Annotated in this window: 21 protein-coding genes; 4 read left to right on the top strand and 17 right to left on the bottom strand. The window is 66.0% G+C overall.

The window, feature by feature from the left end; all coding sequences use genetic code 11:
- The 3 genes from pyrR to BIO17B3_RS05885 are packed head-to-tail and all read right to left on the bottom strand — an operon-like array spanning position 1 to position 1,527.
- Entirely contained in the window at positions 1–546 is a 546-nt protein-coding gene (gene pyrR / locus BIO17B3_RS05895) for a bifunctional pyr operon transcriptional regulator/uracil phosphoribosyltransferase PyrR (protein ID WP_156053406.1), read from the bottom strand.
- A gap of 2 nt (positions 547–548) precedes the next feature.
- Positions 549–962, bottom strand: a complete 414-nt coding sequence (ruvX, locus tag BIO17B3_RS05890; RefSeq protein ID WP_156053405.1) for a Holliday junction resolvase RuvX — start codon at positions 960–962, stop codon at positions 549–551.
- Positions 955–1,527 carry a YqgE/AlgH family protein gene (locus tag BIO17B3_RS05885; protein WP_156053404.1) on the bottom strand — a complete coding sequence of 191 codons (573 nt, stop codon included), beginning with the start codon at positions 1,525–1,527 and terminating at the stop codon, positions 955–957. Before BIO17B3_RS05885 ends, ruvX begins: the two co-directional genes overlap by 8 nt.
- An 83-nt stretch (positions 1,528–1,610) precedes the next feature.
- Here BIO17B3_RS05885 and BIO17B3_RS05880 point away from each other — a divergent pair, with 83 nt between their 5' ends.
- Complete coding sequence (locus BIO17B3_RS05880) at positions 1,611–3,104, top strand: deoxyribodipyrimidine photo-lyase (protein WP_156053403.1); 1,494 nt, start codon at positions 1,611–1,613, stop codon at positions 3,102–3,104.
- Here the strand turns inward: BIO17B3_RS05880 and BIO17B3_RS05875 are convergent.
- From BIO17B3_RS05875 to BIO17B3_RS05850, 6 genes are all read right to left on the bottom strand, one after another.
- The gene (locus BIO17B3_RS05875; protein ID WP_156053402.1) at positions 3,098–9,064 is read right to left on the bottom strand and encodes an Hpt domain-containing protein; all 5,967 of its coding nucleotides are present in this window, start codon (positions 9,062–9,064) and stop codon (positions 3,098–3,100) included. The genes BIO17B3_RS05880 and BIO17B3_RS05875 overlap by 7 nt on opposite strands.
- Before the next feature lie 49 nt (positions 9,065–9,113).
- On the bottom strand, positions 9,114–11,324 hold the full coding sequence (locus tag BIO17B3_RS05870) for a methyl-accepting chemotaxis protein (RefSeq protein ID WP_156053401.1): 2,211 nt from the start codon (positions 11,322–11,324) through the stop codon (positions 9,114–9,116).
- Between the two features lie 125 nt (positions 11,325–11,449).
- On the bottom strand, positions 11,450–11,974 hold the full coding sequence (locus BIO17B3_RS05865; RefSeq protein WP_156053400.1) for a chemotaxis protein CheW: 525 nt from the start codon (positions 11,972–11,974) through the stop codon (positions 11,450–11,452).
- A gap of 49 nt (positions 11,975–12,023) precedes the next feature.
- Positions 12,024–12,389 carry a response regulator transcription factor gene (locus BIO17B3_RS05860; RefSeq protein WP_013106820.1) on the bottom strand — a complete coding sequence of 122 codons (366 nt, stop codon included), beginning with the start codon at positions 12,387–12,389 and terminating at the stop codon, positions 12,024–12,026.
- 30 nt (positions 12,390–12,419) lie between these two features.
- Entirely contained in the window at positions 12,420–12,830 is a 411-nt protein-coding gene (locus BIO17B3_RS05855; protein ID WP_156053399.1) for a response regulator, read from the bottom strand.
- A 100-nt stretch (positions 12,831–12,930) separates the two neighbouring features.
- The gene (locus BIO17B3_RS05850) at positions 12,931–13,083 is read right to left on the bottom strand and encodes a rubredoxin (protein WP_013106818.1); all 153 of its coding nucleotides are present in this window, start codon (positions 13,081–13,083) and stop codon (positions 12,931–12,933) included.
- Between the two features lie 196 nt (positions 13,084–13,279).
- On the opposite strand from BIO17B3_RS05850, the gene BIO17B3_RS05845 reads away from it, so the two are divergent.
- Complete coding sequence (locus BIO17B3_RS05845; protein ID WP_232054196.1) at positions 13,280–14,146, top strand: hydroxymethylpyrimidine/phosphomethylpyrimidine kinase; 867 nt, start codon at positions 13,280–13,282, stop codon at positions 14,144–14,146.
- Positions 14,147–14,265: 119 nt separating this feature from the next.
- A complete protein-coding gene (hemL, locus tag BIO17B3_RS05840) occupies positions 14,266–15,555 on the top strand; it encodes a glutamate-1-semialdehyde 2,1-aminomutase (protein WP_156053398.1) in 1,290 nt (429 codons plus the stop codon).
- A gap of 7 nt (positions 15,556–15,562) precedes the next feature.
- On the opposite strand, the gene mtgA is transcribed toward hemL, so the two are convergent.
- The 7 genes from mtgA to BIO17B3_RS05805 form a co-directional block, all read right to left on the bottom strand.
- Positions 15,563–16,279, bottom strand: coding sequence for a monofunctional biosynthetic peptidoglycan transglycosylase (mtgA, locus tag BIO17B3_RS05835; protein ID WP_156053397.1), 717 nt, complete (start codon positions 16,277–16,279; stop codon positions 15,563–15,565).
- Positions 16,276–17,142 carry a shikimate dehydrogenase gene (gene aroE, locus BIO17B3_RS05830; protein WP_156053396.1) on the bottom strand — a complete coding sequence of 289 codons (867 nt, stop codon included), beginning with the start codon at positions 17,140–17,142 and terminating at the stop codon, positions 16,276–16,278. Before aroE ends, mtgA begins: the two co-directional genes overlap by 4 nt.
- A 14-nt stretch (positions 17,143–17,156) precedes the next feature.
- Positions 17,157–18,041 carry an energy transducer TonB gene (locus BIO17B3_RS05825; RefSeq protein ID WP_156053395.1) on the bottom strand — a complete coding sequence of 295 codons (885 nt, stop codon included), beginning with the start codon at positions 18,039–18,041 and terminating at the stop codon, positions 17,157–17,159.
- 47 nt (positions 18,042–18,088) lie between these two features.
- Positions 18,089–20,164, bottom strand: a complete 2,076-nt coding sequence (locus tag BIO17B3_RS05820; RefSeq protein WP_156053394.1) for a ribonuclease catalytic domain-containing protein — start codon at positions 20,162–20,164, stop codon at positions 18,089–18,091.
- Between the two features lie 260 nt (positions 20,165–20,424).
- Positions 20,425–21,165: a 3-oxoacyl-ACP reductase FabG gene (gene fabG, locus BIO17B3_RS05815; RefSeq protein ID WP_156053393.1), complete on the bottom strand. Its 741-nt coding sequence runs from the start codon at positions 21,163–21,165 to the stop codon at positions 20,425–20,427.
- Between the two features lie 12 nt (positions 21,166–21,177).
- On the bottom strand, positions 21,178–21,810 hold the full coding sequence (locus tag BIO17B3_RS05810; protein ID WP_156053392.1) for a YqiA/YcfP family alpha/beta fold hydrolase: 633 nt from the start codon (positions 21,808–21,810) through the stop codon (positions 21,178–21,180).
- 66 nt (positions 21,811–21,876) lie between these two features.
- Positions 21,877–22,371, bottom strand: coding sequence for a CBS domain-containing protein (locus tag BIO17B3_RS05805; RefSeq protein WP_156053391.1), 495 nt, complete (start codon positions 22,369–22,371; stop codon positions 21,877–21,879).
- A gap of 113 nt (positions 22,372–22,484) precedes the next feature.
- On the opposite strand from BIO17B3_RS05805, the gene BIO17B3_RS05800 reads away from it, so the two are divergent.
- A complete protein-coding gene (locus BIO17B3_RS05800) occupies positions 22,485–23,258 on the top strand; it encodes an alpha/beta fold hydrolase (RefSeq protein ID WP_156053390.1) in 774 nt (257 codons plus the stop codon).
- Here the strand turns inward: BIO17B3_RS05800 and BIO17B3_RS05795 are convergent.
- Entirely contained in the window at positions 23,174–23,551 is a 378-nt protein-coding gene (locus BIO17B3_RS05795) for a DUF2917 domain-containing protein (protein WP_156053389.1), read from the bottom strand. The genes BIO17B3_RS05800 and BIO17B3_RS05795 overlap by 85 nt on opposite strands.
- Positions 23,552–23,689: the final 138 nt, after the last annotated feature.

Here is a 23,689-nt window from a genome sequence, read left to right as displayed (position 1 = left end):
TTATTTGCTCACCAGATCGAAACGAAAGCGGATGCCCTCCGACACGTCCTCATCGCGCAGCAGCGCCAGCGAGACCTCGTCGGGCAGATCGAGCAGGGTGCTGGCGGCGATTTGCGGGCAGATGGGCAGCTCGCGGCCGCCGCGATCGACCAGCACCGCCAAATCGATGCGCGCCGGACGGCCGAAGTCGAACAGCTCGTTCATCGCGGCGCGGATGGTGCGGCCGGTGTGCAGCACGTCGTCGATGAGCAGCACCGCCTGATCGGCGATGGGCACGGGCAGCGCGGTGCGGTTGGCGCTGGGGTGCAGGCCGCGGGTGGCGAAGTCGTCGCGGTGAAAGGTCGAAGACACCACGCCGTAGGGTTGCGCCAGTTGCAGGTCGGCGTGCAGCCGCTGCGCCAGCCAGGCGCCGCCGGAATAGATGCCGATGAGCAAGGGCGGCTCGGCCTGCGCCGCGACAGTGCTGCGAACTTGCGCGAGCAATTGGGCGTAGAGCGCCTCGGCGTCTGGAGGGGCGGCGATTGGGGAAGCAGGAGAGGAAGGCATGGTCAGCGTTGCTGCAGGTATTGTTCGACGATGAGCTGGGCGGCGGCGCTGTCCACATCTTTGGCGCCGTCGTCTTCGGCGGCGACCGAGGTGTAGCGTTCATCGACCAGCGCCACCGGCAGCCCGAAGCGGCCTTCAAGCTGGCGGGCGAAGCGCTGGGCGTGGGCGGTATTGTCGTGCGCGGCGCCGTCGGGGTGCAAGGGCAGACCGACCACGAGCTGCTGCGGTTGCCACTCACGAATGAGCGCGGCGATGGCGTCGAACTTGAGGTCGTTGCGATCGGCGCGCAGGCTGCGCAGCGCCGTGGCGCTGCGGGTGAGGCTGTTGCCTACCGCCGTGCCGATGCGCTTGGCGCCCCAGTCGAAACCCAGAACCGTGATCTCACGGCCCGCGACGGGCTGCATGGCCTCAGGCATGTCCTGCGGTTTGCGACAACATGGCCGGGTTGAAGCCCAGCAGCGCCATGGCCGCGTTGAAGCGGGCCTCCACCGGGGTGTCGAACAACACGATGGGGTCGGCCTCGACGGTAAGCCAGCCGTTCTGGCCGAGTTCTTCTTCGAGCTGCCCGGCGCTCCAGCCAGAGTAGCCCAGGGTGATGAGGCTGCGCGTCGGCCCGTCGCCGGCGGCCATGTGTTCGAGCACGTCCTTGGAGGTGGTCATTTGCAGGCCACCGGGAATGTCGAGGCTGGAGGCGTAGGCCGTATCGGTGGTTTCGTGCAGCACGAAGCCGCGCTCGGTCTGCACCGGGCCGCCTTGCAACACGGGCTGAGCGGAGGGCAGACTGGCCGTGTCCAGCCCCACGCGCTCGAACAATTCCTTGACGGTAATGTCCGACGGGCGGTTGATGATCAAGCCGAGCGCGCCGCGCGCCGAGTGCTCGCAGACGTACACCACGGTACCGGCAAAGTTCTCGTCGGCCATGCCCGGCATGGCGATCAAAAACTGGTTGCTCAGATTGGAGGCGTCGGGGCGAGGGTTCATGGGGTGGAGTTTATCGCGCCGGGCCGCAGATTTTGCGCTGCTGGGTTATGGTTAATCTCCATTTTTTCCCGAACCCTCTGCACATGCCGACTTCCATTGCCGACCGTCCCGCCAGCTCTGCCGTGGAAAAACTGCCGCTAGGTCTGGTCTGGCTGCGGCGCGATTTGCGACTGCACGACAACGCGGCGCTGCACGCCGCCCTGCGCGCCTGCGACAAGGTGGCGCTGGCGTTTGTGTTCGACCGAGACATTCTCGATCCGCTGTTGCAGCGCGGGCTGCAGGCGGATCGGCGGGTGGAGTTCATCCTGGCGGCGGTGGCGGAGATCGACGCCGCTTTGCGCGAACACGACGCAGCGCTGATCGTGCGCCACGCCAGCGCGCGCGAGGCGATTGCCGCGCTGGCTGCCGAGTTGGGCGCGCAGGCGGTGTTCTGCGGGCGCGACGATGAGCCCGAAGCCCTCGCGCGCGATGCGGCCGTCGAGCGCGCCTTGCGGCAAGACGGGCGGGCGCTGCGCACCGTCAAAGAGCACATGATTTTCGAGCGCGACGAGGTGTTGACGGCGCAGGACAAGCCGTACTCGGTCTTTACGCCCTACCGCACCGCCTGGCTGGCGCGGTACGCCGCACAGCCGCAGCAGCCCGTCGATAGCGCAGTGACCTCCGCCCGGCTGGCCGCTCTGCCAGCGGCGTTGCGGCAACCGTTGCCCACCTTGTCCGAGCTGGGTTTTGCGCCGTCGAATTTGCACGCGCTGAAACTGCCGCTGGGCGCGTCTGGCGCGGCGGCGCTGGTGGATGACTTCAGTCGTCGTATCGATGATTACGATCAGGCGCGCGATTTTCCGGCGCGCAAGGGGCCGAGCTATCTCTCGGTGCATCTGCGCTTCGGCACGGTCTCAGTGCGCGAACTGGTCGCGCTGGCGTGGGCGCGGCAGCAGGCGGGCAGCGAGGGGGCCCGGGTCTGGCTGTCCGAGCTGGTGTGGCGCGACTTTTATTTTCAGATTCTGTTCCACCATCCGCATGTGGTGAATGCGGCTTTCAAGCCGGTTTACGACCGCATTCAGTGGCGCAACGACCCGGCGCAGTTCGCCGCCTGGTGCGAGGGCCGCACCGGCTATCCGCTGGTGGACGCGGCCATGCGCCAGATCAACCAGACCGGCTATATGCACAACCGCCTGCGCATGGTGGTAGCGAGTTTTTTGACCAAAGACCTGGGTATCGACTGGCGCTGGGGCGAGCGCTACTTTGCCGACCATCTCAACGATTTCGACCTGGCGGCGAACAACGGCGGCTGGCAGTGGGCGGCGAGCAGCGGCTGCGATGCGCAGCCGTACTTCCGCATTTTCAACCCGGTGGCGCAAAGCGAGAAATTCGATGCGGGCGGGGATTTCATCCGCCGCTATGTGCCCGAGCTGGCGCAGCTTGCGTCCAAGGACATTCACGCGCCGTGGAAGGCGCCCGCAGCGCTGCTGCAGGCGGCCGGGGTGCGGTTGGGCAGCACCTACCCCGCGCCGATCGTGAGGCACGATCTGGCGCGGGCCGAAACGCTGGAGCGCTACGCGGTGGTAAAGGCTCAGTGATTCACTGCCGACTGGGTAAAGGTGCGAATCAGTTCGAGCAGCTCGGTCTCGGAATAGGGCTTGCCGAGATAGTGATTCACCCCAAGTTGCGCGGCGTAGTTGCGATGCTTGTCGGCAATGCGCGAGGTGATCATGATGATGGGCAGCTTCTGCAGCCGTGAGTCGGCGCGGATGTTGCGGGTGAGGTCGAAGCCGTCCATGCGCGGCATTTCGATGTCGAGCAGAATCACATTGGGCAGGGTGCTGATCTGCTGCAATTGCTCTAGGGCGTCGAGGCCGTCTTTGGCGAGTTGCACCAGATAACCGTTGCGCTGCAGGAAGCGCTGCGTGACGCGGCGCACGGTGATGGAGTCGTCCACCACCATGATCAGCGGATTGCCGCTCTTCGCGGCCTGCGCCGCGTCGCCCGTGGGAGGCAGCCCGGGAGTGAGCCCGGACGCATCGATCGGCGTCTCGCTGGGCTCGGAGGTTGAAACCGAGGTGGAGACAGCGGCGGGAGCGGCGTCTGCACTCGGGGCCACGGGCGTCTGCGGCACAGCCTGCATGCGGGCCGAGGCATCAGCGCCATAAACCGCGGCGAGCGCCACCGGGTTGTAGATCAGCGCGGCGTCCCCGTTGGGCAGCACGGAAATCCCGGCCAGACCCGGCACGCGCGAGAGCTGCGGCCCCAGATTTTTCACCACCACTTCGCGGTTGCCCACGACTTCATCGACCTGAATGGCCACACGCTGCGTGGCGCTTCGAATCACGACCACGGGCACGCTTTTACCGAACGGCTCACTGCTGCCGCCCGATTGCCCGAGCAGGGCGCCCAGCCAGTAGAAGGGCAGGGTATCGTTGGCATACTCGATGCTCAGGGTGCGCGCGGCGTTGGCGATCTGCTCGGGCTTGAAGCGCAGCACGATGTCCACCAGATTGGCGGGCACGGCATACACGGCAGCGCCGGTGCGCAGCAAGACCACATGGGTGATGGCGGTGGTCAGTGGCAGCAGCAGGGTGAAGCGAGCGCCGGAGCCCGGCTGGTTGTCGAGCAGCACGCGGCCGCCCAGGGCGTTGACTTCGGTGCGCACCACGTCGAGCCCCACGCCGCGGCCAGCCACTGCGGTGGTGCTCTCGGCGCTGCTGAAGTTCGGGCGGAAGACCAGTTGCGTCAGTTCTGCCTCGGAGACGTTCTGCCCTGGGGCGAGCAGGCCGAGGCGTTCGGCCTTGGCGCGGATGGCGGCATAGTTGAGACCGCGCCCGTCGTCGGCCAGGGTGATGACGACTTCGTTGCCGTCTTGCCGCAGGCTCAGGGTGAGGGTGCCGACTTCGGGCTTGCCCGCCGCCTTGCGTTCTTCCGCAGTCTCGATGCCGTGCGCCACGGCGTTGCGCAGCAAGTGGTCGAAGCTGCTGGAAACGCGCTCGAGCACGCCGCGGTCGAGTTCGATGGCGCCGCCGATGATTTCCAGGCGCACCGCTTTGTTCAGGTCTTTGGCCGCCTGACGCACGGTGCGGTAAAGCCGCTCGGACAGGCTGTCGAACTCGACCATGCGGGTGCGCAGCAGATCGCGCTGCAGCTCGCGGGTCTGGCGCGCCTGGCGGGTCATGTCGTCGTCGACTTCGCGCAGCAGGCGGCTGAGCGTGCCCTGCACCATGGCGATGTCGTTGACCGACTCGGCCATCATGCGGGTGAGTTCCTGCGCGCGGGTGAAGCGGTCGAATTCGAGCGGGTCGAAATCGCGGTTTTCGTCGCGCGCGGCCTGCACCTGCGCGCTCATCTGCGCCTCGGCCTGAATTTCGATTTCGCGCACCTGCTGGCGTAGACGGTCGAGGTTGTCGCTCAGATCGCCCACCGAAGCGCGGATGGCGCCGAACTCGTTTTCCAGCCGGGCGCGCGAAATGGTGATTTCGCCCGCCTGATTGACCAGACGGTCGAGCAGCCCGGCGCGCACGCGCACAGCCTGTGCAGCGATACGCGGCGCGAGGACGCGGTTGACCGGCTCGGCCGCGGCAGGCGTGGCAGCTGTGTTGACGGCTACCGCAGGCAGCGGCTGGGCCGACGCAGCGCTGTCGGGCTCGGCGCTTGGGGTGAACACCTCGGAAACGGTGGCCGCCGGCAGGTCGGCCAGCTGGCTTTCGCCGCGCTGCGCCGCGCTGCACAGGCGGTCGAAGCGGGTGTTGAGATGGTCGAAACGGCTCAGCAGCTCGGCCAGATCGGCTTCGCTGACTGGCGTATTGGCCGTCAGGGTGTCAATGTCGGATTCGAGGCTGTGCGCCAGGTCGCCGAGTTGCATGGCGCCAGCCATGCGCGCACTGCCTTTGAGCGTGTGCAGCGCCCGCATGGCTTGAGCGGCTGGCGCGGTGTCTTGCGGATGTTGTTCCCACTGGCGCAGGCTGGCGGCCAGGGCGGGCAGCAGTTCGTTGGCCTCTTCCTCGAAAATTGGGAACAGGTCGGGATCGATAGTGTCGACCAACTGGTCGGCAGACGCGGCAGATTGTGTTGCGCTGACCTGCGGCTGCGAGGCTTCGGCCGAGGCGGGCTCGAGCGTTGCGGGCGCAAGCTCTGGAGCGGCGATTTGTTCAGGCTGGACAGCCGGTTCGGCCGTGTGGGTCAACTCGGTTACCGACTCGGCGCTCGGCTGGGCATTCTGGGCCAGCGCAGCTTCCTGCAGGGCTTCGAGCCGGGTGAGCAGCTCGGCTTGCACGGGCTTGAGGAAGCCCGCGGCAAACTGGTGCAGCAGTTGTTTGATGTCGCTGGCCGCCTGTGCCAAGGCGTCGAGATCGACCGGTCGCGCGGCGTGCGCGGGCAGGTCGCGCAGGGCGTCGAGCGCATGCTCGGTCTGGCTGGCGAGATCGGCCACACTGCGCAGGCCGACGGTGGCCGAACTGCCCGCGAGCTTGTGCGCCGAAATGACGGCCGCATCGCCGAGCGCCTGGGCGGGATCGGTCAGCCAGTCGTGAATGTCGCTGTACAGATGGCGCGAGAGTTCGTCGGCTTCGGCCAGGTAAATGTTGTAGAGCGGGGTGGGAATGCGCAACTCGCCGATCTGGCGGTAGCCGGGTTCGCCTTCGTCGCTATTTTCGGGCGGCACTGGTGCGATGTCGGTGTCAGCGGCGGTGTCGGCCGGGGCAGCGTGCTGCGCAGAGACGGCCGCCTCGAATTCAGCCATGTCGGCTTCTTCGACCTGGGGCAGTTCGACAGCGGGCGCATCGCTTGAAGGCATCTCGGCCGGGGGCGCCTCGACCGCGGACATCTCAGCCGAAGGCATCGGCTCGGGCGCCTGGGTGTGATGGGGAAGTTCGAGGTCGATGCCTTCGAACAGCGCATTGAAGTCGGTGGGTTCGTGCAGGGCCTCTGGTTCGGGCGCTGCTAGTTCGGGTGCTGCTGGTTCGCTGGGCGATTCCGCTTCAACGGCGGCGGGTTCGGCGGCCATTGAGGGTTCGTTAGGTGCGTCGTGCAGGGTGGGCAACGCGGGTTCGGCGGATTCGCCTGCTGCATAGGCCTCGGCGGCACGGCGCAGGGGCTCGCTGCTGAACGCCTCGGCCTGGCCTTGCTGGATCGCTGCCGTCCATTCGCCAAGCTCGGTGAGCGCGTGCGCGGCCAGGTTGAGCAAGGGCGGCGAGGCCCGGTGCTGATCGGCGATTTGGCGGTTGAACACTTGTTCGAGCGCCCAGGCGGCTTCGCCATAGTCGCGCAGACCGACCATGCGCGAGCTGCCTTTGAGGGTATGAAAAGCGCGGCGCAGGCTGGTGAGCGCGCCTTCGTCGTCGAGGTTGGCGTGCAGCTGCTGCAGTTGTTCGTGACCGCTTGCGATGACCTCCCGGGCTTCCTCCAGGAAGATGTCGATCAGTTCGTCTTCGGCATCGTCTTCGGGCTCGGCAGGCGGAGTCGCCTCCTGGGCGGATTCAGGTGTGACAGTCGGCTCGGCCGGGGTTGCGGACGCCTCTTGCGCGGGGGCGGCGTCTATTTCCTGGGGCGTGTGAGGTTCACTCGGCAGTTCGCTCACACCTTCGCTCGGCACGCTCAGCACCTGCGCCGGAAGATCGGGTACCCCGGCCAGGGCGGCTTCGGCGTGCAACTGCGCCAGGCGTTGCTGCGCCTGCTCGGGCGGCAGGCCCTGGGCGATGTCGTCCTTGAGTTGCTGCGCCGCGTGCTCGACGTCTTGTTGCAGGGTGGGCGGAGCGGTGCGCTGGGTGGAGGGAACGACGGCGCGCAGCTCTTTTTTGTCGTTGTCGAACACGAACAGGGTTTTGGCCAGCTCGGGTTGGTAGGACAGCATGTCGACCAGAAAACCGAGCACGCCGATATTGCTGGCCAGGGCATCGAAGCGCTGGTTGTCGGTCGGCACATCGTCGGCCACGAGACTGTCGATTTCGGTGCGCAGGTAGCTCAGCGCCTGGCTGGCGACATCGACGCCGAGCACCGAGAACACGCCGCGCATCTGCGACAGCAGGCGTGGCACCTGTGCCAGATCGGGCTTGTGCGACGGGTCGCGGAAATAGGCGTCGAGCAGTTTCTCGACGGTGCTCATGTCGGCGCGCAGTTCTTGCACCACGCTGCCCATGGTCTGCGACTCGGAGGCCTGGCGGAACAGGTCTTCCATCCAGCCGGCCAGCGGGTCTGGCCTTTGGCCGTTGGCGCTCTGGTCGAGGCGCCGCGCGAGGATTTGTGAGCGCTCCAGAAATCGCTGTTCTTCGGGACGGAAGTGGGCAAAGGTGATTTCGAGAAACAGAATGGCGGTGGCGACATCGAGCGCGCGCTCGGGGGTGAGAAAGTCGCTGCGCGCGCTGATTTTCTTGAACAGGCCCGCGAGCGATTGCGGCAGCGCTTCGCTGCCCGGCGTGAGCGCATGCAGAGGTTGTTCCAGCGCCTGGGTGAGATCGACCAGGCGAGCCATGCGTGCGGGATCGAGATGCGTCTGCGCGTGACCGGCCAGAGCGCTCCAGGCGTCGCGCAGGGTTTGCACGCGCTTGCGGACTTGCTGCACCAGGGCGGGGTCGATCAGGCCGAAATGGCTTTGGTGGTAATCGGCAAACGGCGCGGCAGCGAGGTGCAGCCGGTTGTCAATGGCTCGCAGCACCGGAAGGGACTGCGCGGTGACGTCGCCATTGCCGTGCAGCGACTGGGCGCAAAAGAAGGTGAGGTCGTGACCCAGCCTTTGGGGGGCGGGGCTTTGCCCTTGCAACTGGCTACGCAATTGCAGGTTGAGGCGGTTGAGCAGCCGTTTGATGTCGAGATCGGGTGTGAGCAGGCCGCTGCCGATGGCTTCGAACAAACCGCGCGCGAGCCACCACAGGCTGGCCGTCGGCCCCGCGCTGCTGGCCTGCGCCCGACGCGCGACGGCGTCGAGCGTCTGCATGGCGGAGGCGGTCTGCTGACCGCGCAGCACCTGCAGCAAGCCCATTTCGAACTGGGCGCGATCATCCGGCGTCAGCATGGGGGCAGGGGCGCCCGCGGCGTCGGTGACGGGCGGGGCGTCCGGCCAGGTCCAGTCGTAGTCCCACAGGTCGGCCGGGTGGATGCGCTCGGCCTGCGCCAGTTCCATCAGGTCGCGGTACTGCGGATAGAGCTTGAGCGCCGGTTCATTTTTGCCGGCACGCTGGGATTCGAGAAAATCGACCAGGGCGTTGAAGCCGGCCTCGAAACGCTGCAGCGCGGTGTTGTCGAGTTTTTCCGGATGGTCGATGAGTTGATCGAGCGCGTTCTCGGCGGCCTGCATCAGGCGCGCCGCGCCAAAAAAACCCAGCAGTTCGATGGCGCCTGCGGCCTGGTGCACCTGGGTGCGAGCGGTGCGCAGACCCGTTTTTTCGGCCTGGACCGAACCGAGCACGCCGTCGTCCTGCTGCTGGGCGGCGCGCTTGAGCGCGGTGCGGGCGGACTGGAGGTTGTCGCTGATCTGATCGAGCAGCCAGGCCAGAGGCCCCATGTCCGTCTCAGGGGCGGGTGCCACGGCGGGATGCGAAGCGGAGACTGTGTTCATGCCGGAAAACGCGAGGGACGGACGTTGGAATGCATGCGAGGAAGGCGGGTCAGTTGATCTTGAACCGCGAGACGGACTGGCGCAGATCGTCGGCGACACGCGCGAGGTCGCGCACCAGCGAGGCGGTGGAGCGCGTGCCTTCGGAGGTCTGCTCGGTCACGGTGAAAATGGTCTGGATGTTGTCGGCCACCTTGTTGGCGGAACTGGCTTCGATCTGGGTCTGTTGCGAAATCTGCGTAATCAGCTCGGCAAGCTGGCGCGACACCGCGTCGATCTGGGCCAGCGCAGCGCCGGCGTTATCGGCCAGCTTGGCCCCTTCGACCACGCCCTGGGTGCTCTTTTCCATGGCGGCCACGGCGTCTTGGGTGTCGGTCTGAATGGTGCGCACCAGCGCGGCAATCTGCTTGGCCGACTCGGCCGAGCGCTCGGCCAGGCGCTGCACTTCCTCGGCCACCACCGAGAAGCCGCGGCCCGCTTCACCCGCTGACGCGGCCTGAATGGCGGCGTTCAAGGCCAGTACGTTGGTCTGTTCGGTAATGTCGGAAATCAGCTCGGTGATTTCGCCGATCTCCTGCGACGATTCACCCAGCCGCTTGATGCGCTTGGAGGTGTCTTGAATCTGCTCGCGGATGCTGTTCATGCCGTCGATGGAGTTGCGCACGGCGCGCTGCCCCTGCTCGGCGGCCTGCAGCGACTGGTTCGCCACCTCGGCCGATTGCTGCGCCTGAACCGACACCTGGTTGATGCGCTGCGCCATGTCGAGCACCGACTGACCGGTTTCACGAATTTTGTTGAGCTGCTCGTCGGCGCTGCGCATCAGGCGGTCGGAAGTGGTTTGCGCCTGAGAGGCGCCTTCGCCCACCTGGTCGGCCGTTTGCTGCACCTGTCCCACCAGGGTGCGCAGCTCTTCCACGGTGTAGTTCACCGAGTCGGCGATGGCGCCGGTGATGTCTTCGGTCACGGTGGCCTGCTGGGTGAGGTCGCCCTCGGCCACGGTTTGCAGTTCGTTCATCAACCGCAAAATAGCGGCCTGATTCGACTCGTTGGTGCGCCGGGCTTCAAGCTCTTGACGCTCGGTTTGCCGACGCTGCAGTTCCACCAGCGTGGCACGTTGGCGCGCCTCGTTGAGCATGATGTAGATCAGGTCGGTGGCGGCGATGATGGCCAGCAGCCCCAGCAGGGCGAGGAACAAAATCGCCGGCCAGCTCACGCCGGTGCGCGAGGAATACAGGCTTTGCAGCTGATTGAGGTTGTCGTAGAGCTGGCCGGATGAGGCGAGCACCGCGTTTTGCGCCTCACGCGCCGAGGCCAGGCTGGGCAGGTTGGCCAGCAGGGTACGGGCAGAGGCTTCGGTCTTGGCGTAGGTCTGGATCAGGCTTTGCAACTGTTGGCGCGATTGCGGATCGGCCAGGGCGGTGAGTTGCAGGTCGGCATTGCCGTCCAGCAGTCCCTTGCTCAGCGCATTGAAAGTGGTCAGATCCTTGCCGAGGGTGAACACGGCCTCGGGCCGCACGCCTTGCAACGACAGAAAAGCGTTGGCCGATTTGTCGATGCGCTGGGTCAGCATGGTGAGCTGGCTGGCGGCGTTGATATTGCTCGCTGACGCTTTTTGCTGCAGCAGCAGCGAGGTCAGCGTCTGGGCGCTGTCGAGCAGGGCATCGGTCTGGCGGTTGATGTCGGTGAGCTGCTGGGCAGTCGTCGTCAGTACGCCTTCCTGCTTGGCGAGCAGCTCGGCGTTTTTCACGCTGGTCTCGGTTTCCGGGCCAACCTTGTCGAGCAGCGACTGACCGCCAGCGGGCACGCTGGTTTGCTGCAGGACGGCGACTTCCGATTTCAGGGCCTCGGCGCTGGAACGCACGGTGGCGAAAGCGTCTTTATTGCCCAGCAGCGCCGCGTTCATCGAACGCGCCAGGCGCTGTGACTGGGTCAGCGCCGCGCCGGAGGCTTCAAGCTGCCGCGCCGAGTCGGACGTTCCACGCAGCACCACAATCAGGGTCAGACCGAGCAGCACCAGCGAGATGATGAGCAGCACGCCGAAAAAGCGCTGTTGCTGGGCCAGCATCATGCGGCTGATCATCGGCAGCCGCAGAATCAGCGGGCGGTTGCCCTGGGCTTGATGCAGGGCGCTGGTCGGATCTCCGATGCTGGAATCGATCTGCAGGGTTTCCTGTCCACCCCGGCCGAGCGCCGTCGGCGCGATTTCGGTGTCGCTTGACGATTCGTTGTTTTTCGTTCCGAAAAGGGACGAGAGTAAGGACATGACCGCTCCGTAAAACGTGATGAAGTTGAGGATGCAAACCGGCAGATGACGGTTGACTAAAAACAGGTACAGCGCAGTGAAAGGAAATTCAGCAAATTCAGCAAAATCGCGCGTCGATCGAATTTTCAGGTGACGCTCAGGAATTGTTCGTTTTCGGCCAGAGCCAGCAGGTCGACTTCATGCCAGAGGTTCTGCTCGGCATCGCGATATGTGGTTCTCAGCCAGGGGGGCGCCCCTTCACCAGGCCCCTCCTCTTGAACGCCGAGAACTTTCTGGAGTTGATCGGGGTTGCGCAGCCCGACCAGTTGATCGACCAGCAGGGCGGTGTTGATGTCGAGCGCCGGGGCGAACTGGATGAGTCGGGCCTGCGGCGTCAGTGCAGCGGCGTCTTCGCCCATGAACCGGCCCAGATGCACCACGCCGCAGACCTGGCCCCGCAGACTGACCAGGCCCAGGAACCAGGGCAGGGCGTGCGGCAGCGGAGCGCAGTGCTGCATGGGCGAAATCTCGCCCGAGAACTCCAGGGGCAGCAAAAAGCGCCACTGCCCCGCCAGCACGGCCAGCCAGCGCGAAGGGGCTTGCCCGCTTTGCGCGGCCGTCAGGCGTTGAGCGAGATGGGTCTGAAATTCGCGCAGCGAGGCTCTGGACATGGGCGGAAACGTTGGGTGGAAGCCGAAGAGGTGCGGACGAGTGTGAGCTTCAGGCGATGGCGCGGATCTTGTCGAGCAACTCGGTGGCGTTCACCGGCTTGATGACATAGTCGGACGCGCCTTGACGCATGGCCCAGACCTTGTCGGTTTCGAGCTTCTTGCTGGTGCACATGATGACGGGTATGCCGGAGTAAGCCGGGTCGCGCGTGATCTGTCGCGTGAGCTGAAAGCCGTTCTGGCCGGGCATCACCACATCCATCAGAATCAGATCGGGCTTCACGGCCGCGAGCATGGCCAGCGCCTGCTCGCCGTTTTCCGCCGTGTTCACCGCAAAGCCGTGCTTGGTGAGCAGGTCGGAGAGGAAATACAGCTCGGTCTTGGAATCGTCAACGATGAGAATATTGTGTACGGGCATGGCGGATGAAAAGAAGAGCGAGAAGCGCGATCAGGAGCCGGTCGCAGCAGCAGGCTGGTTGGCGTTCAGGTGCCGCTTGACCGCGTCGAGCAGTTGATCTTTGGTGAAGGGCTTGGTCAGATAGTCTTGCGCGCCGACCATGCGGCCGCGCGCCTTGTCGAACACGCCGTCCTTGCTGGAGAGCATGACCATGGGGATATGGGAAAACTTGCCGCTGCGACGGATGATGGCCACGGTCTGATAGCCGTCGAGCCGGGGCATCAGAATGTCGCAGAAAATCAGGTCGGGCTCGTGGTCGTTGACCTTGGACAAGGCGTCAAAGCCGTCTTCGGCGAGCAGCACCTCATAGCCGGCCTGCTTGAGAAAAATCTCGGCGCTGCGGCGGATGGTGTTGCTGTCATCGATGACCAACACTTTGAATGGGCTGGTAGGCGCAACCATGCACATCCTTTGCAAAAGGGGAAAAGGAAAAACGCTGTAAACAGCTGCGGTGACTTGCCGTTCCCGATTAAACCGGCACCTTCTCAAAAAATGGCGCCGTCTAGACCGGCACCATTTCGAAATCTTCTTTGCGCGCACCGCACTCGGGGCAGGTCCAGTTCATCGGCACATCGGCCCAACGCGTACCCGGTGCAATGCCGCTCTCTGGATGGCCCTCGGCTTCTGAGTAAATGAAGCCACAGATCAGGCACATCCAACTGCAAAGTTCTTGTTTGTCCACAGCGTATCGGGGTAGAGGAGAAGATTCAACGATTCTATGGCGCGCTGTTGCATTTTGACCTACAGGGCAGGCGCCGCTGCGGAGGATCAAGAAGCGCTTGGTCAAGATCATGGCAAGATCGGTGCGGGCCCAGGCTTGCGCCGACCTGCAGTCGCACTACCATGCCAGCATGATGACCGAATCCACAGAATCCCCCCCCGCCGTGATGTTCTTCAACGCGGCTGACCCCAGCGGCAGCGCCGGGCTCGCGGCCGATCTGGCGTCGTGCTCGGCCGTGGGCTGCCATCCCCTGCCGGTCACGACCGCGCTCTGGGTACGCGATACCGCAGAGATTTTCGACACCATCGAGATCGAGGCCGACGCCGTGGTGGAACAGGCGCGGGCCGTGCTCGAAGACGTCGAGATCTCGGCCTGGAAGGTCGGCTTTCTCGGCAGCGTCGACGTGGTCAATGCCGTGGCCGAACTGCTGGCTGACTACAGCCAGGTGCCGCTGGTCACCTATGCCAGCAATTTCCACGTGCTCGACGAGTCGCAGACCGACGATTACATCAAGGCGATGCAGGATCTCATCCTGCCGCAAACCCGCGTGCTCACCGGCAACCAGAGCGCGCTCACCCAGTTGTTGCTGCCGGAGTGGGACGGCGAAGCGCCGCCCACGCTCGATGCGCTGATGCAAAAGTCGCAGCAACTCGGCGTGCAATATCTGCTGGTGACCGGTATCGTGGCCAGCGAGGGCAGGGTGGAGAACGTGCTGATGAGCCCGCGGCGGGTGTTGCTGCGCGAGAGTTTCGAGCTGTTCGAGGCCGGGTTCACCGGCGCGGGCGATACCTTGTCGGCGGTGCTCACCGCGATACTCGCCAATGGCGCCAAGCTCGACCAGGCGGTGCATGAGGCCATCGAATACCTCGATCATTGCCTCGATTTCGGCTACCGCCCCGGCATGGGTCAGGTGGTGCCCGACCGCTTCTTCTGGGCGCAGCCCACCGAGGAGGAAGACGATACGCCGAGCGAGCCGGGCACGCCGACCTTGCAGTGACCTCGGGGGCCTCGGGCACGTTTGGCATTCCGCGGCCCGGGCGCCAGTCAAACAACCCCTATCCCGTTTTTTCTCATCGCCCTGCTAGCCGGGGCGATGTCCGTTCAAGAAAGAGCCTCATGTCCATCACGAATCAGCAACTGTTCGATCGCGCCCAGCGCACCATTCCCGGCGGGGTCAACTCGCCGGTGCGCGCATTTCGCCAGGTCGGCGGCGTGCCGCGCTTCATCGACCGCGCCGAAGGCCCCTACATGATCGACGCCGAAGGCACGCGCTACATCGACTACATCGGTTCCTGGGGGCCGATGATCGCCGGGCACGCTCATCCGGAGGTCGTCGAGGCGGTGCAGCGCGCCGCCACCCGCTCGCTGAGTTTCGGCGCGCCCACGGCCGACGAAATCCACATGGCTGAAGCCATTTGCAAGCTCATGCCCGCGGTCGAAATGGTGCGCCTGGTGTCCAGCGGCACCGAAGCCGGCATGAGCGCCATCCGCCTGGCGCGCGGCTTTACCGGACGCGACGCCATTGTCAAGTTCGAAGGCTGCTACCACGGCCATGCCGACAGTCTGCTGGTCAAGGCCGGTTCGGGCTTGCTGACCTTCGGCAATCCCAGCTCCGCCGGGGTGCCTGCCGATCTGGCCAAGCACACGCTGGTGCTGGAGTTCAACAACATCGCCCAGATCGAGGAATTGTTTGCCCGGCAGGGACACAAAATCGCCTGCGTGATGGTGGAACCCATCGCGGGTAATATGAATTTCATCCGGGGCACTTCGGCCTGGCATCAGCGCCTGCGCGAGCTCTGCACCGAGCACGGCGCGTTGCTGGTGTGGGACGAGGTGATGACCGGTTTTCGCGTGGCGCTGGGCGGCGCGCAACAGGTGTACGGCATTCGCCCCGATCTGGTGGTGATGGGCAAGGTGATTGGCGGCGGCATGCCGCTGGCGGCCTTCGGCGGCCGCGCCGACGTGATGCACAAGCTCTCGCCGCTGGGCGCGGTGTACCAGGCGGGCACGCTGTCGGGCAATCCGGTGGCGGTGGCTGCCGGCATGGCACAACTGCGCCTGATCCAGCAGCCGGGGTTTTACGAGCGCCTGAGCGCGGCGACCCAAAAACTCATGCGCGGCCTGGACGCCGCCGCTGCACGGCACGGCGTGACTTTCCGCACCGATTCGCAAGGGGGCATGTTCGGCTTTTATTTTGCCGCCGAGCTGCCGCGCAACTATCCCGATATGGCCACAGCCGAAGTTGAGGTATTCAAACGCTTTTTCCACGCCATGCTCGACCGCGGCGTGTATCTGGCGCCGAGCATGTACGAAGCGGGTTTCGTCTCCGCGGCGCACGATGATGCGGTGATCGAGGCCACGTTGCAGGCGGCCGACGGTGCGTTTGCGGACATGAGCAAGGGTTGATTGGCGCTTAGCGCGGCACTTGAACATCCCACAGCCGCGCGGCGATTACTGCGGTGCGGCCGTTCATGTACGGCGAGTACAGGCGCTTTTGATAAATGCGCGGGGCGGGCAGCATGACGGCCAGCCTTGCGGCCTGCGCCGGGCTGAGGCGGGCGGCGCTGGTGTGAAAGTAGGTTTGCGCGGCGGCTTCGGCGCCGTAGATGCCGTTGCCCCATTCCACGCTGTTGAGGTAGATCTCCAGAATGCGGCGCTTGCCCAGAATGCCTTCGAGCATGAAGGTGATGATCAGCTCCTGGCCTTTGCGCAGATAGTCGCGCTCGGGCGAGAGAAACAGGTTTTTGGCGAGCTGCTGGGTGATGGTAGAGCCGCCGACGACTCTTCCGCTGCGCTCGAAGCGGCGACTGTGGTTGCGATCCCAGGCGTTTCGAATGGCGTCCCAGTCCACGCCGTCGTTGGTGAGAAAGGTTGCATCTTCCGAGGCGACAACGGCGCGTTTGAGGTAAGGGCTGATGGCGTCGTAAGGCGCCCAGTCGTGCTTCCAGGGCACGGTGTCGCCGCTTTTGAGGATGCGCAGTTGGGCCGCGCGCATGAAGGTGGTACTGGACGGCGGAATGACTGTCCACAGCGCGATGCGCAGGGCGAAATAGCCTTGCAGCACTAGGCCGGAAAGCACGAATAGCCACAGCAGGCGGCGCCACAGCGGCGCGGGTCTGTCTCGTTTCATGCTGAGTGTTGGCGGGCGGCGGCGAGTTCGGCGCGCAGCGTGGCCAGCACCGGGGCGGTGGCCGGCGCTTCGCCGTGCCACAGGGTGTAGCTCTGCGCGGCTTGTTCCACCAGCATGCCCAGCCCGTCCCAGGCGCTGGCGCCCGCGGCGTGGGCCTGCGCGACAAAGGGGGTGTCGTGCGCGCCGTACATCATGTCGTAGGCCCACTGCGCGGGGCGCAGCACGCCGTCCGGCAGATCGAGCGCGCGGCCGTCGAGACTGGCGGCGGTGGCGTTGATGACGCCATCGGCCCAGTGCGTCGGCGGCTCGAGCACCACTTGCAGATCGGCGCCGTGCTGCGCGGCCAGGGCGCTGTGGCGTGCGGCCAGGGCTTGGGCCTTGTCGGCACTGCGGTTCCATAGGGCGATGGCGCGTGCGCCTGCAGCGATCAGCGGCCCGAGTACGCCGCTGGCCGCACCACCGGCGCCGAGCAGCAGCACGCGCTGCCCCTGCAGCGGGCGGTGGGTATTGGCGGCCAACACGCGGGCCAGATCGCGCACCAGGCCGATGCCATCGGTGTTGTCGCCCCACAGACCGCCTTCGTCCCAGCCGAGGGTGTTGACCGCCTGCGCCAGTTGCGCCGCCGGGCTGCGGCGGACGCACAGACGCCAAGCGTCGAATTTGAACGGCACCGTGATGTTGGCGCCCCGGCCGCCTTCGGCATAGAAGGCGTCGAGCGCGGCTTCGAAGCCATCCACCGGGGCGAGCCGCGCCTCATAGCGCAGCGCCACGCCGGTTTGCTCGGCGAACAAGGCGTGAATGCGCGGCGAGCGGCTGTGCGCGATGGGATTGCCGAACACGGCGTAGAGCGGGAGCGAAGTCATGGAGGCGTCTGCCGTCAGGGTGTGGCTTGCGCCGGGCTTTGCGGGGCCTGCACCGCGGTCTCCAGGCCCTGCGTGCGGGTGAAGCGGAAACGCGAGATCACCACGATTTGATCGGCCTGCCTGAGCATGCCCTCGGTGAACCGGCCATAGGGCTGCGCGGCCTCGACAATGGCGCGCGCCTGTCGGTCGAGCGTGGGGTTGCCCGAGCTTTGGACGATTTCGGTGGAGACCACCCGGCCACTGGCGTCGATGGTGATGGACATGATGAGGCTGCCGTACAGCTTGTTGCCCCCGCTTTGCGGAAACTCGCGCGTGCCCAGGGTTTCGATCTTGGTGCGCAGCTTGTCGTAATACAGCGCGTAGGCGGCTTCACGGGTGGACGGGCCGATGAAGCGGCGGCGCGGCTTGGCGTTCTGCTGCTGAATCTGCCGCTCGATGGCGCCCAGCATATCGAGCAACTGCCGCCGTTTCTGTTCCAGCGCCTGTTGTTTCGCCGGATCGTTTTCCTGACGCACGGTCTGCGCTAGTTGCACGATCTGCTGCCGCACCTGGGTGAGCAACTGCTGCTGCTTTTGCTCCAGCGCCGAGAGGCTGCGCTGCTGGTTGACCGCCGCGTCGCCGTGCGAGACATCGGCGGTGAACGGCAGCGGCGTGGTGGCCAGGCCCTTGTTGGCGTCGCCGCCGCCGTCGAGGTTGGCCTGGGCGATGGCTTGCGGTTTGGCCGGGGCGTCGTCGGTGCGCTGGTTCACCAGCACCACGTCGAGCGGCGCGTTGTCGAACATGCGGTTGAAGGTTTCGGGCGCTGCAAAGCGCAGGCTCAGCAGCGCGAGATGCACCCCGACCGAGGCGATCAGAGCCCAGTGCAACGGGGTGAGGGAGCGTAGGCGGAGGGGGGGCACGGAGGGGCAGGGCAGATCGGGCAGCGGCGGATCGGGCAGCGGCGATTTTACGAAGCCTGCTGCGCGGCGGGGGTGGCCGATTCGGCGTCGGGCTCATCGGTATCGACCGCCACGCTGATGGGCGCGGCCAGGGCGACGGCTTCGTCGCCCTCTTCGTCGTCCTCCTCGCTGACTTCAGCGCTGACTTCGGTGTCCGTGGCCGCGGCTTGCTGCGGGGCGTCGAGCTGGCTGAGCACGCGGCCAAACACCTCCAGGGTGATGAGATCGGTGCCGGTGATCTGCACCTGCACCCGCGTGTTGCGCGGCAGGTCTTGCGCGCCCACGGCGGTGAACACCAGCGGCAGGCCGTCCACGCGCACCGCGCCTTCGCGCAGCACGCTGGCCTCAAACGTGTCGAGCCCTTGCTGGGCCAGATAGCGCAGCGTCCAGTAGCGTTCCAGCGCCGACTGGTGGGTGGAGTAAGCCTTGTAGGTGTCTTCGAACGATTCGACGATGGCGTACAGCAGCGGGTCGCGCGGCTTGAACGGCGCCTGCAGCAGCGCGGTCTTGCCGAAGCGGGCACAGGCGATAAGCTGGCCCTGGTTGAGCAGATCGACATAGCGCCGCAACGGCGAGGTGCACCACGCATATTGCGCCACGCCCAGCCCCTGATGCGGCGCGGGTTTGAGGCCCATGCGGGTGCGCAGATTGGCGCCAAAGCCGCTCTGGCTGCGGTAGATGCCGGGCATGCCCAGCTCGGCGAGCCAGCCGCCCCAGGTGGCGTTGGCCAGAATCATCAGCTCGGCGACGATGGTGTCCAGCGGCGCGCCGCGTCGGCGCGGTTCGATGCGCACCGTGGCGGCTTCGGCGCCTTGTTCCAGGCCGTCGATGCGGAAGGTGTAGTCCACCCCGCCGACGCGTTCGGGTTTGCCGCGCACCTGTTCTCGGCCGCGCTTGAGTTGCTGCGCGAACGTCCACAGCCACGCCAGCTCTTTGGCGTGGGGGTAGCTTTGCGTTGCCGGATCGGCCGCGAGGGCTTCTTCGGTGACCAAGGCGTCGAGCTGGTCGTGGCGCAGATTGCTGGCCATGCGCACCTGCTCCACGCGGGTTTCGAATTCGGCGGCCTGCAGATCGCTGCCGACGGTGCAGTAGAGCGACAGCGCGGGGCAGTCGCGCCCGGATTGCAGCGTGAAGGTCTGCACCAGGGCGTCGGGCAGCATGGTGATCTTGTCGCCCGGCATATATACGGTGGACAGGCGGTTGCGCGCGACCTGCTCCCAGTCGGAATCGCGGACCAGCGCAAGCGCCGGGGCGGCGATGTGGATGCCCAACCGCGCCCGGCCATCGTCCAGCCACTGCAGCGAAAACGCATCGTCGATCTCGGTGGTCGCCGAGTCGTCGATGCTGAACGCCGGAGCGGCGGCCAGTGGCAGCGCTTCGTTGAACGACGGCATCGGCAGCGCCGGGAAGGCCGTGCCCTTGGGAAAGCGTTCCAGCAAAAAGCGCTGCATGTGAAACGCCCACGGCGAGGCGATGGCCCCGGCGTCGCGCAACAGGGTGAGCGCGCCATGCCCGGTCTGCTTGACCGCCAGCGCCACGGCCTTGAACTCCGGGCTGTTTTTGTCGGGCTTGAACAGGATTTGATAGAGCTTTTCCGCGATGGGCTGCGGGCAGCGACCCGCGGCCAATTCGGCGGCGAAGGCGTCGATCTGGCGGAGCTGCTCTTCCTTGCGGGCGATAGCCGCGAGCGCGGCCTGCACCTGCTGCGAGGGTGCCTTGCGGAACTGGCCGCCGCGCCCGCGCCGCTGGAAGTAATGCGGCGCGCCGAACAGCCGCAGCAGAATGGCCGCGCGCTGCCCGGCGCCCGGCGTGCCGCCGTAGTAGTCGGCCGCGACCTGATCGAAATGGAATTCGTCTTCCGGGGCGAATTCCCACAGCAGATCGAGGTCGATGCCTTCCTGCTGCGCCTGCGCCCAGTCCATGAGTTCGGCAGGCGCCGGTTTGTCGAAGCGCACCAGCGCCTGCGCCGCCTTGATTTTCTGCCGCTTGCCCGAATCGAGCTCGACCTGCAGACTGGCCTCGGCCTCGCTCATGATGCGACCGGCGTGGAACTTGCCACCATCTTCGAACAGCACATTACTCAATCGGAGTCTCCGTCAAACGAACTAAAGCGCGCAGCCCGCCCGGCCGCCCGAAGGGCTGCGCCGCCCCCTCGGGGGGCAGCGAACGCAGTGAGCGTGGGGGCCCACCGCAGCCCGCCCGGCCGCCCGAAGGGCTGCGCCGCCCCCTCGGGGGGCAGCGAACGCAGTGAGCGTGGGGGCTCACCGCAGCCCGCCCGGCCGCCCGAAGGGCTGCGCCGCCCCCTCGGGGGGCAGCGAACGCAGTGAGCGTGGGGGCTCACCTCTCATAGGGTCATACCGCCGTCAACCTCGATGACCGCGCCGCTGATGTATGAGGCTTCGCTACTGGCGAGAAAGGCATAGACGCTGGCGATTTCTTCCGCCTTTCCCAGGCGGCGTAGCGGCACGCGCTCGGCCATTTGCTCCATGACCTTGTCGGGAATGGTGGCGAGCATGGGCGTCTGGATGAAGCCGGGCGCCACCGCATTCACCCGCACGCCCTTCGGGCCGAGTTCGCGCGCCCAGGTCTTGGTCATGGCGATGATGCCGGCCTTGGTCGCGGCGTAATTGGTCTGGCCGAAGTTGCCGTACAGCCCCACCACGCTGGACGCGCTGAGAATGGCGCCGCGGCCGCGCTCGATCATGTGCGGCGCGACGATCTGGGTGCAGCGGAACACCGCGCGCAGGTTCACGTCGATCACGGCGTCGAACTGCTCGTCGGTCATTTTCACCAGCCGCGCATCGCGGGTGATGCCCGCGTTGTTCACCAGGGTGTCGATTTTCCCGAACTGGGCGATGGCGGCATCGACCAGCGCGGTAAACGCGGCGCGGTCGGACACGTCGAGCGCCTGCGCCAGAACCTGGGCGCCGCTGCTGCGCAGTTCTTCGGCCACGGGGGCGAGGGTGGCTGGGTTGCGGTCGCATAGCACCAGGTGCGCGCCTTCGGCGGCGAATTTGCGCGCCGTGGCCAGGCCGATGCCTTGCGCCGCGCCGGTGATGAGGGCGATATGGTCTTGAAGTCGCATGAGGAGAGTCCTTTAAAAGTCGTTTGAAGCGGGGTTGAGGCACCACCGCAGAACCGGGTCGAGATGCTGCTGCGCGTAATCCGACAGCGCATGATCGCCTCCGGGCAGCACGCTGCACTTCGCGCCGCGATAGCGTTCGGCCGCCTCGCGCCAGTCCAGCACCTCGTCGCCCTGCGCAATGATGACCAGGTAACGTTGCGGATCGGGGACGGGGGCGCGCAGATCGCCCACTTCCAGCGCGTGGAGTTCGTCCACATGCTGCGCGGTGAAGTTGAATTGCAGCGCCGGGTCGTGCCAGGCCGTCAGCGTGCCGATCTGCCCGCGCAGATCGCGCGCCGGATCGACCGCCGGGTTGAGCAGCGCCGCGCGGGCCTGCAGGCTGTGCGCCAGATACGTGGCGTAAAACCCGCCGAGCGAACTGCCGATGAGACAGAGATCGTCGCCGCGCACCTTGCCCAGCAAGTCGTGGCACAGCGTCATCGCCTCGCGCGGCGAGGGCGGCAGTTGCGGGCAAAGCCAGCGCAGCGGCGGCTGACCTTGGCGGGTGCGCTGCTGATTGATTTGCTCAACGCGCTGCGCTGTGGCGCGCGCCTTGGCCGATTGCGGCGACGAACGAAAGCCGTGGAGATAGAGCAGGGTGGGCATGGGGGCGGATTCAGCGCGGCGCGAGCGGGCGCCGCCCCTGAATGCTACCCGCCCATAGACCGGGGTTCAGCTTCGCGCCGGAGTCGAGGCCGACATGGGCGCCCCGGCCGTTTCGGGCTGGCCTTCGTCTTCCGGCCAGTCGCGGATGTAGGCCTTGAGCATCTGGTTCTCGAAATCTTGCTCGCGCACCACGGCCTGGGCTACGTCGTGAAAGGAAATCACGCCCAGCAGCGCATCGTCCTGCATCACCGGGATGTAGCGCACGCCGGCCTCCAGCATGGTGCGGCGCAGGGTGTCCAGCGTGGTTTCGGGGCCGCAGACTTCGTAGTGCGTGTCCATGCGTTCGGCCACGATGTGATCGCCCAGCACGCCTTCGCCCTCGGCGACCGCGGCCATCACTTCCGAAAAAGTGAGCAGTCCGACGAGCTTGCCGTGCGCCATGACCACCAGCGAGCCGATGTCATGCTGGGCCATGGTCTGCACCGCCTGCAGCAGGCGGGCCTCGGGCGCTATGGTGAACAGCACATGACCTTTCACCCGCAGAATGTCGCTGACTTTCATGGCGTTCTCCTCTGTTTTTTCAGTAGGTGAAATATAGTCAGTCCATTGCGTACAGACCAGAGGTCATTCCCGCAGGTCTTGCGCTTGCTCAGCCCATTTTTGAACCAAACGCCATGTCCGCCCATCATCCCTCCTCCATTCCCCTCGTATTGCTGCACGGCGCGGGCGGCGACGCCAGCGTGTGGGCGGCGCAGACCGACTGGTTGACGGCGCGGGGCTGGCATTGCCTGGCGCTGGAGTTTCCCGCGCACGGCGCCACGCCCGCGCCGCCGCTGGCCCGCATCGAGAGCATGGCCGACTGGGTCTGGTCGCAGCTCGACGCCCGTCAGATCGGCCCGGTGGTGCTGGCCGGTCACAGCATGGGTTCGCTGGTGGCGCTGCATGCCGCGGGCCAGCGTCCCGGTCAGCTCAGAGGGCTGGCGCTGCTGGGCATTTCCTGGCCCATGCGGGTGTCGCGCAAGTTGCTGGCGCAGGCCGAGGAGGCGCCGCAAGAGGCCATCGACAACGTGGTGAAGTGGTCTTACGCCCAGGCTGAGCCGCTCACCCCCGCGCCGGGTTTTCAGTCGCCGCAGGCCTACCGCGAGCTGTTGCTGCGGCAGCAGGCCCATTGGGCCGAGGGCAGCCTGCTGGCCTCCGACCTCACCGCCTGCGACGGTTATTCGGCGGGCGAAGCGGCGGCGCACTCATGGGGCGGGCCGACCCTGTTTCTGCTCGGCGAGCATGACCGCATGACGCCGCCCGCCCAAGCCGAAGACCTGCGCGCGGCGTTGCCGCGCCAGCGCACGGTGATGCTCGAATGCGGTCACAACCTCATGGCCGAAGCGCCGCACGCCGTGGCCCACGCGCTGGCTGACTGGATGGAGCGCGAACTTGGTCTGGCTGCCTGATCACACCTCGCGGCCTCGGTGCAGTCGCCCAAGCGCAGCCGCGCTGTTCCGCACCACACGGTGAGCACCACCCGACCTGAGCCGCGTACCGTGTAGCCGTCTCCAGCGTGCAGAAACACGTCGTCCGGCTGGCCTTCTTCGGTGAGCCAGACGCGCACCGGGCCGGGCCGTGACGCCAGCGGCTGTGCCGATTGCAGCCGCACGATTTGCCCTGCGGCGTTGCGCAGCGTCAGCGAATCGCCGGGCTGCAACTCGATCCAGTCGCGCTGGATGGACACTTCGGTCTGCGGCATGATGACCTCCCGTTGGCTTGTCGCGATAGCATGTCAAAAAAGCATGAAGGCGGGGAGCGGAAAATAGTCTTCGATTTACTCTCGGCCTTCAGGTTGATTGAAGTCTAGGCGGCCGATCGGGTTGTAAAAAGCGCAAAT

Source organism: Thiomonas sp. OC7 (assembly GCF_900634595.1).
GTDB classification, from domain to species: domain Bacteria; phylum Pseudomonadota; class Gammaproteobacteria; order Burkholderiales; family Burkholderiaceae_C; genus Thiomonas; species Thiomonas arsenitoxydans.
This window is presented reverse-complemented; position numbering and strand designations above follow the sequence as displayed.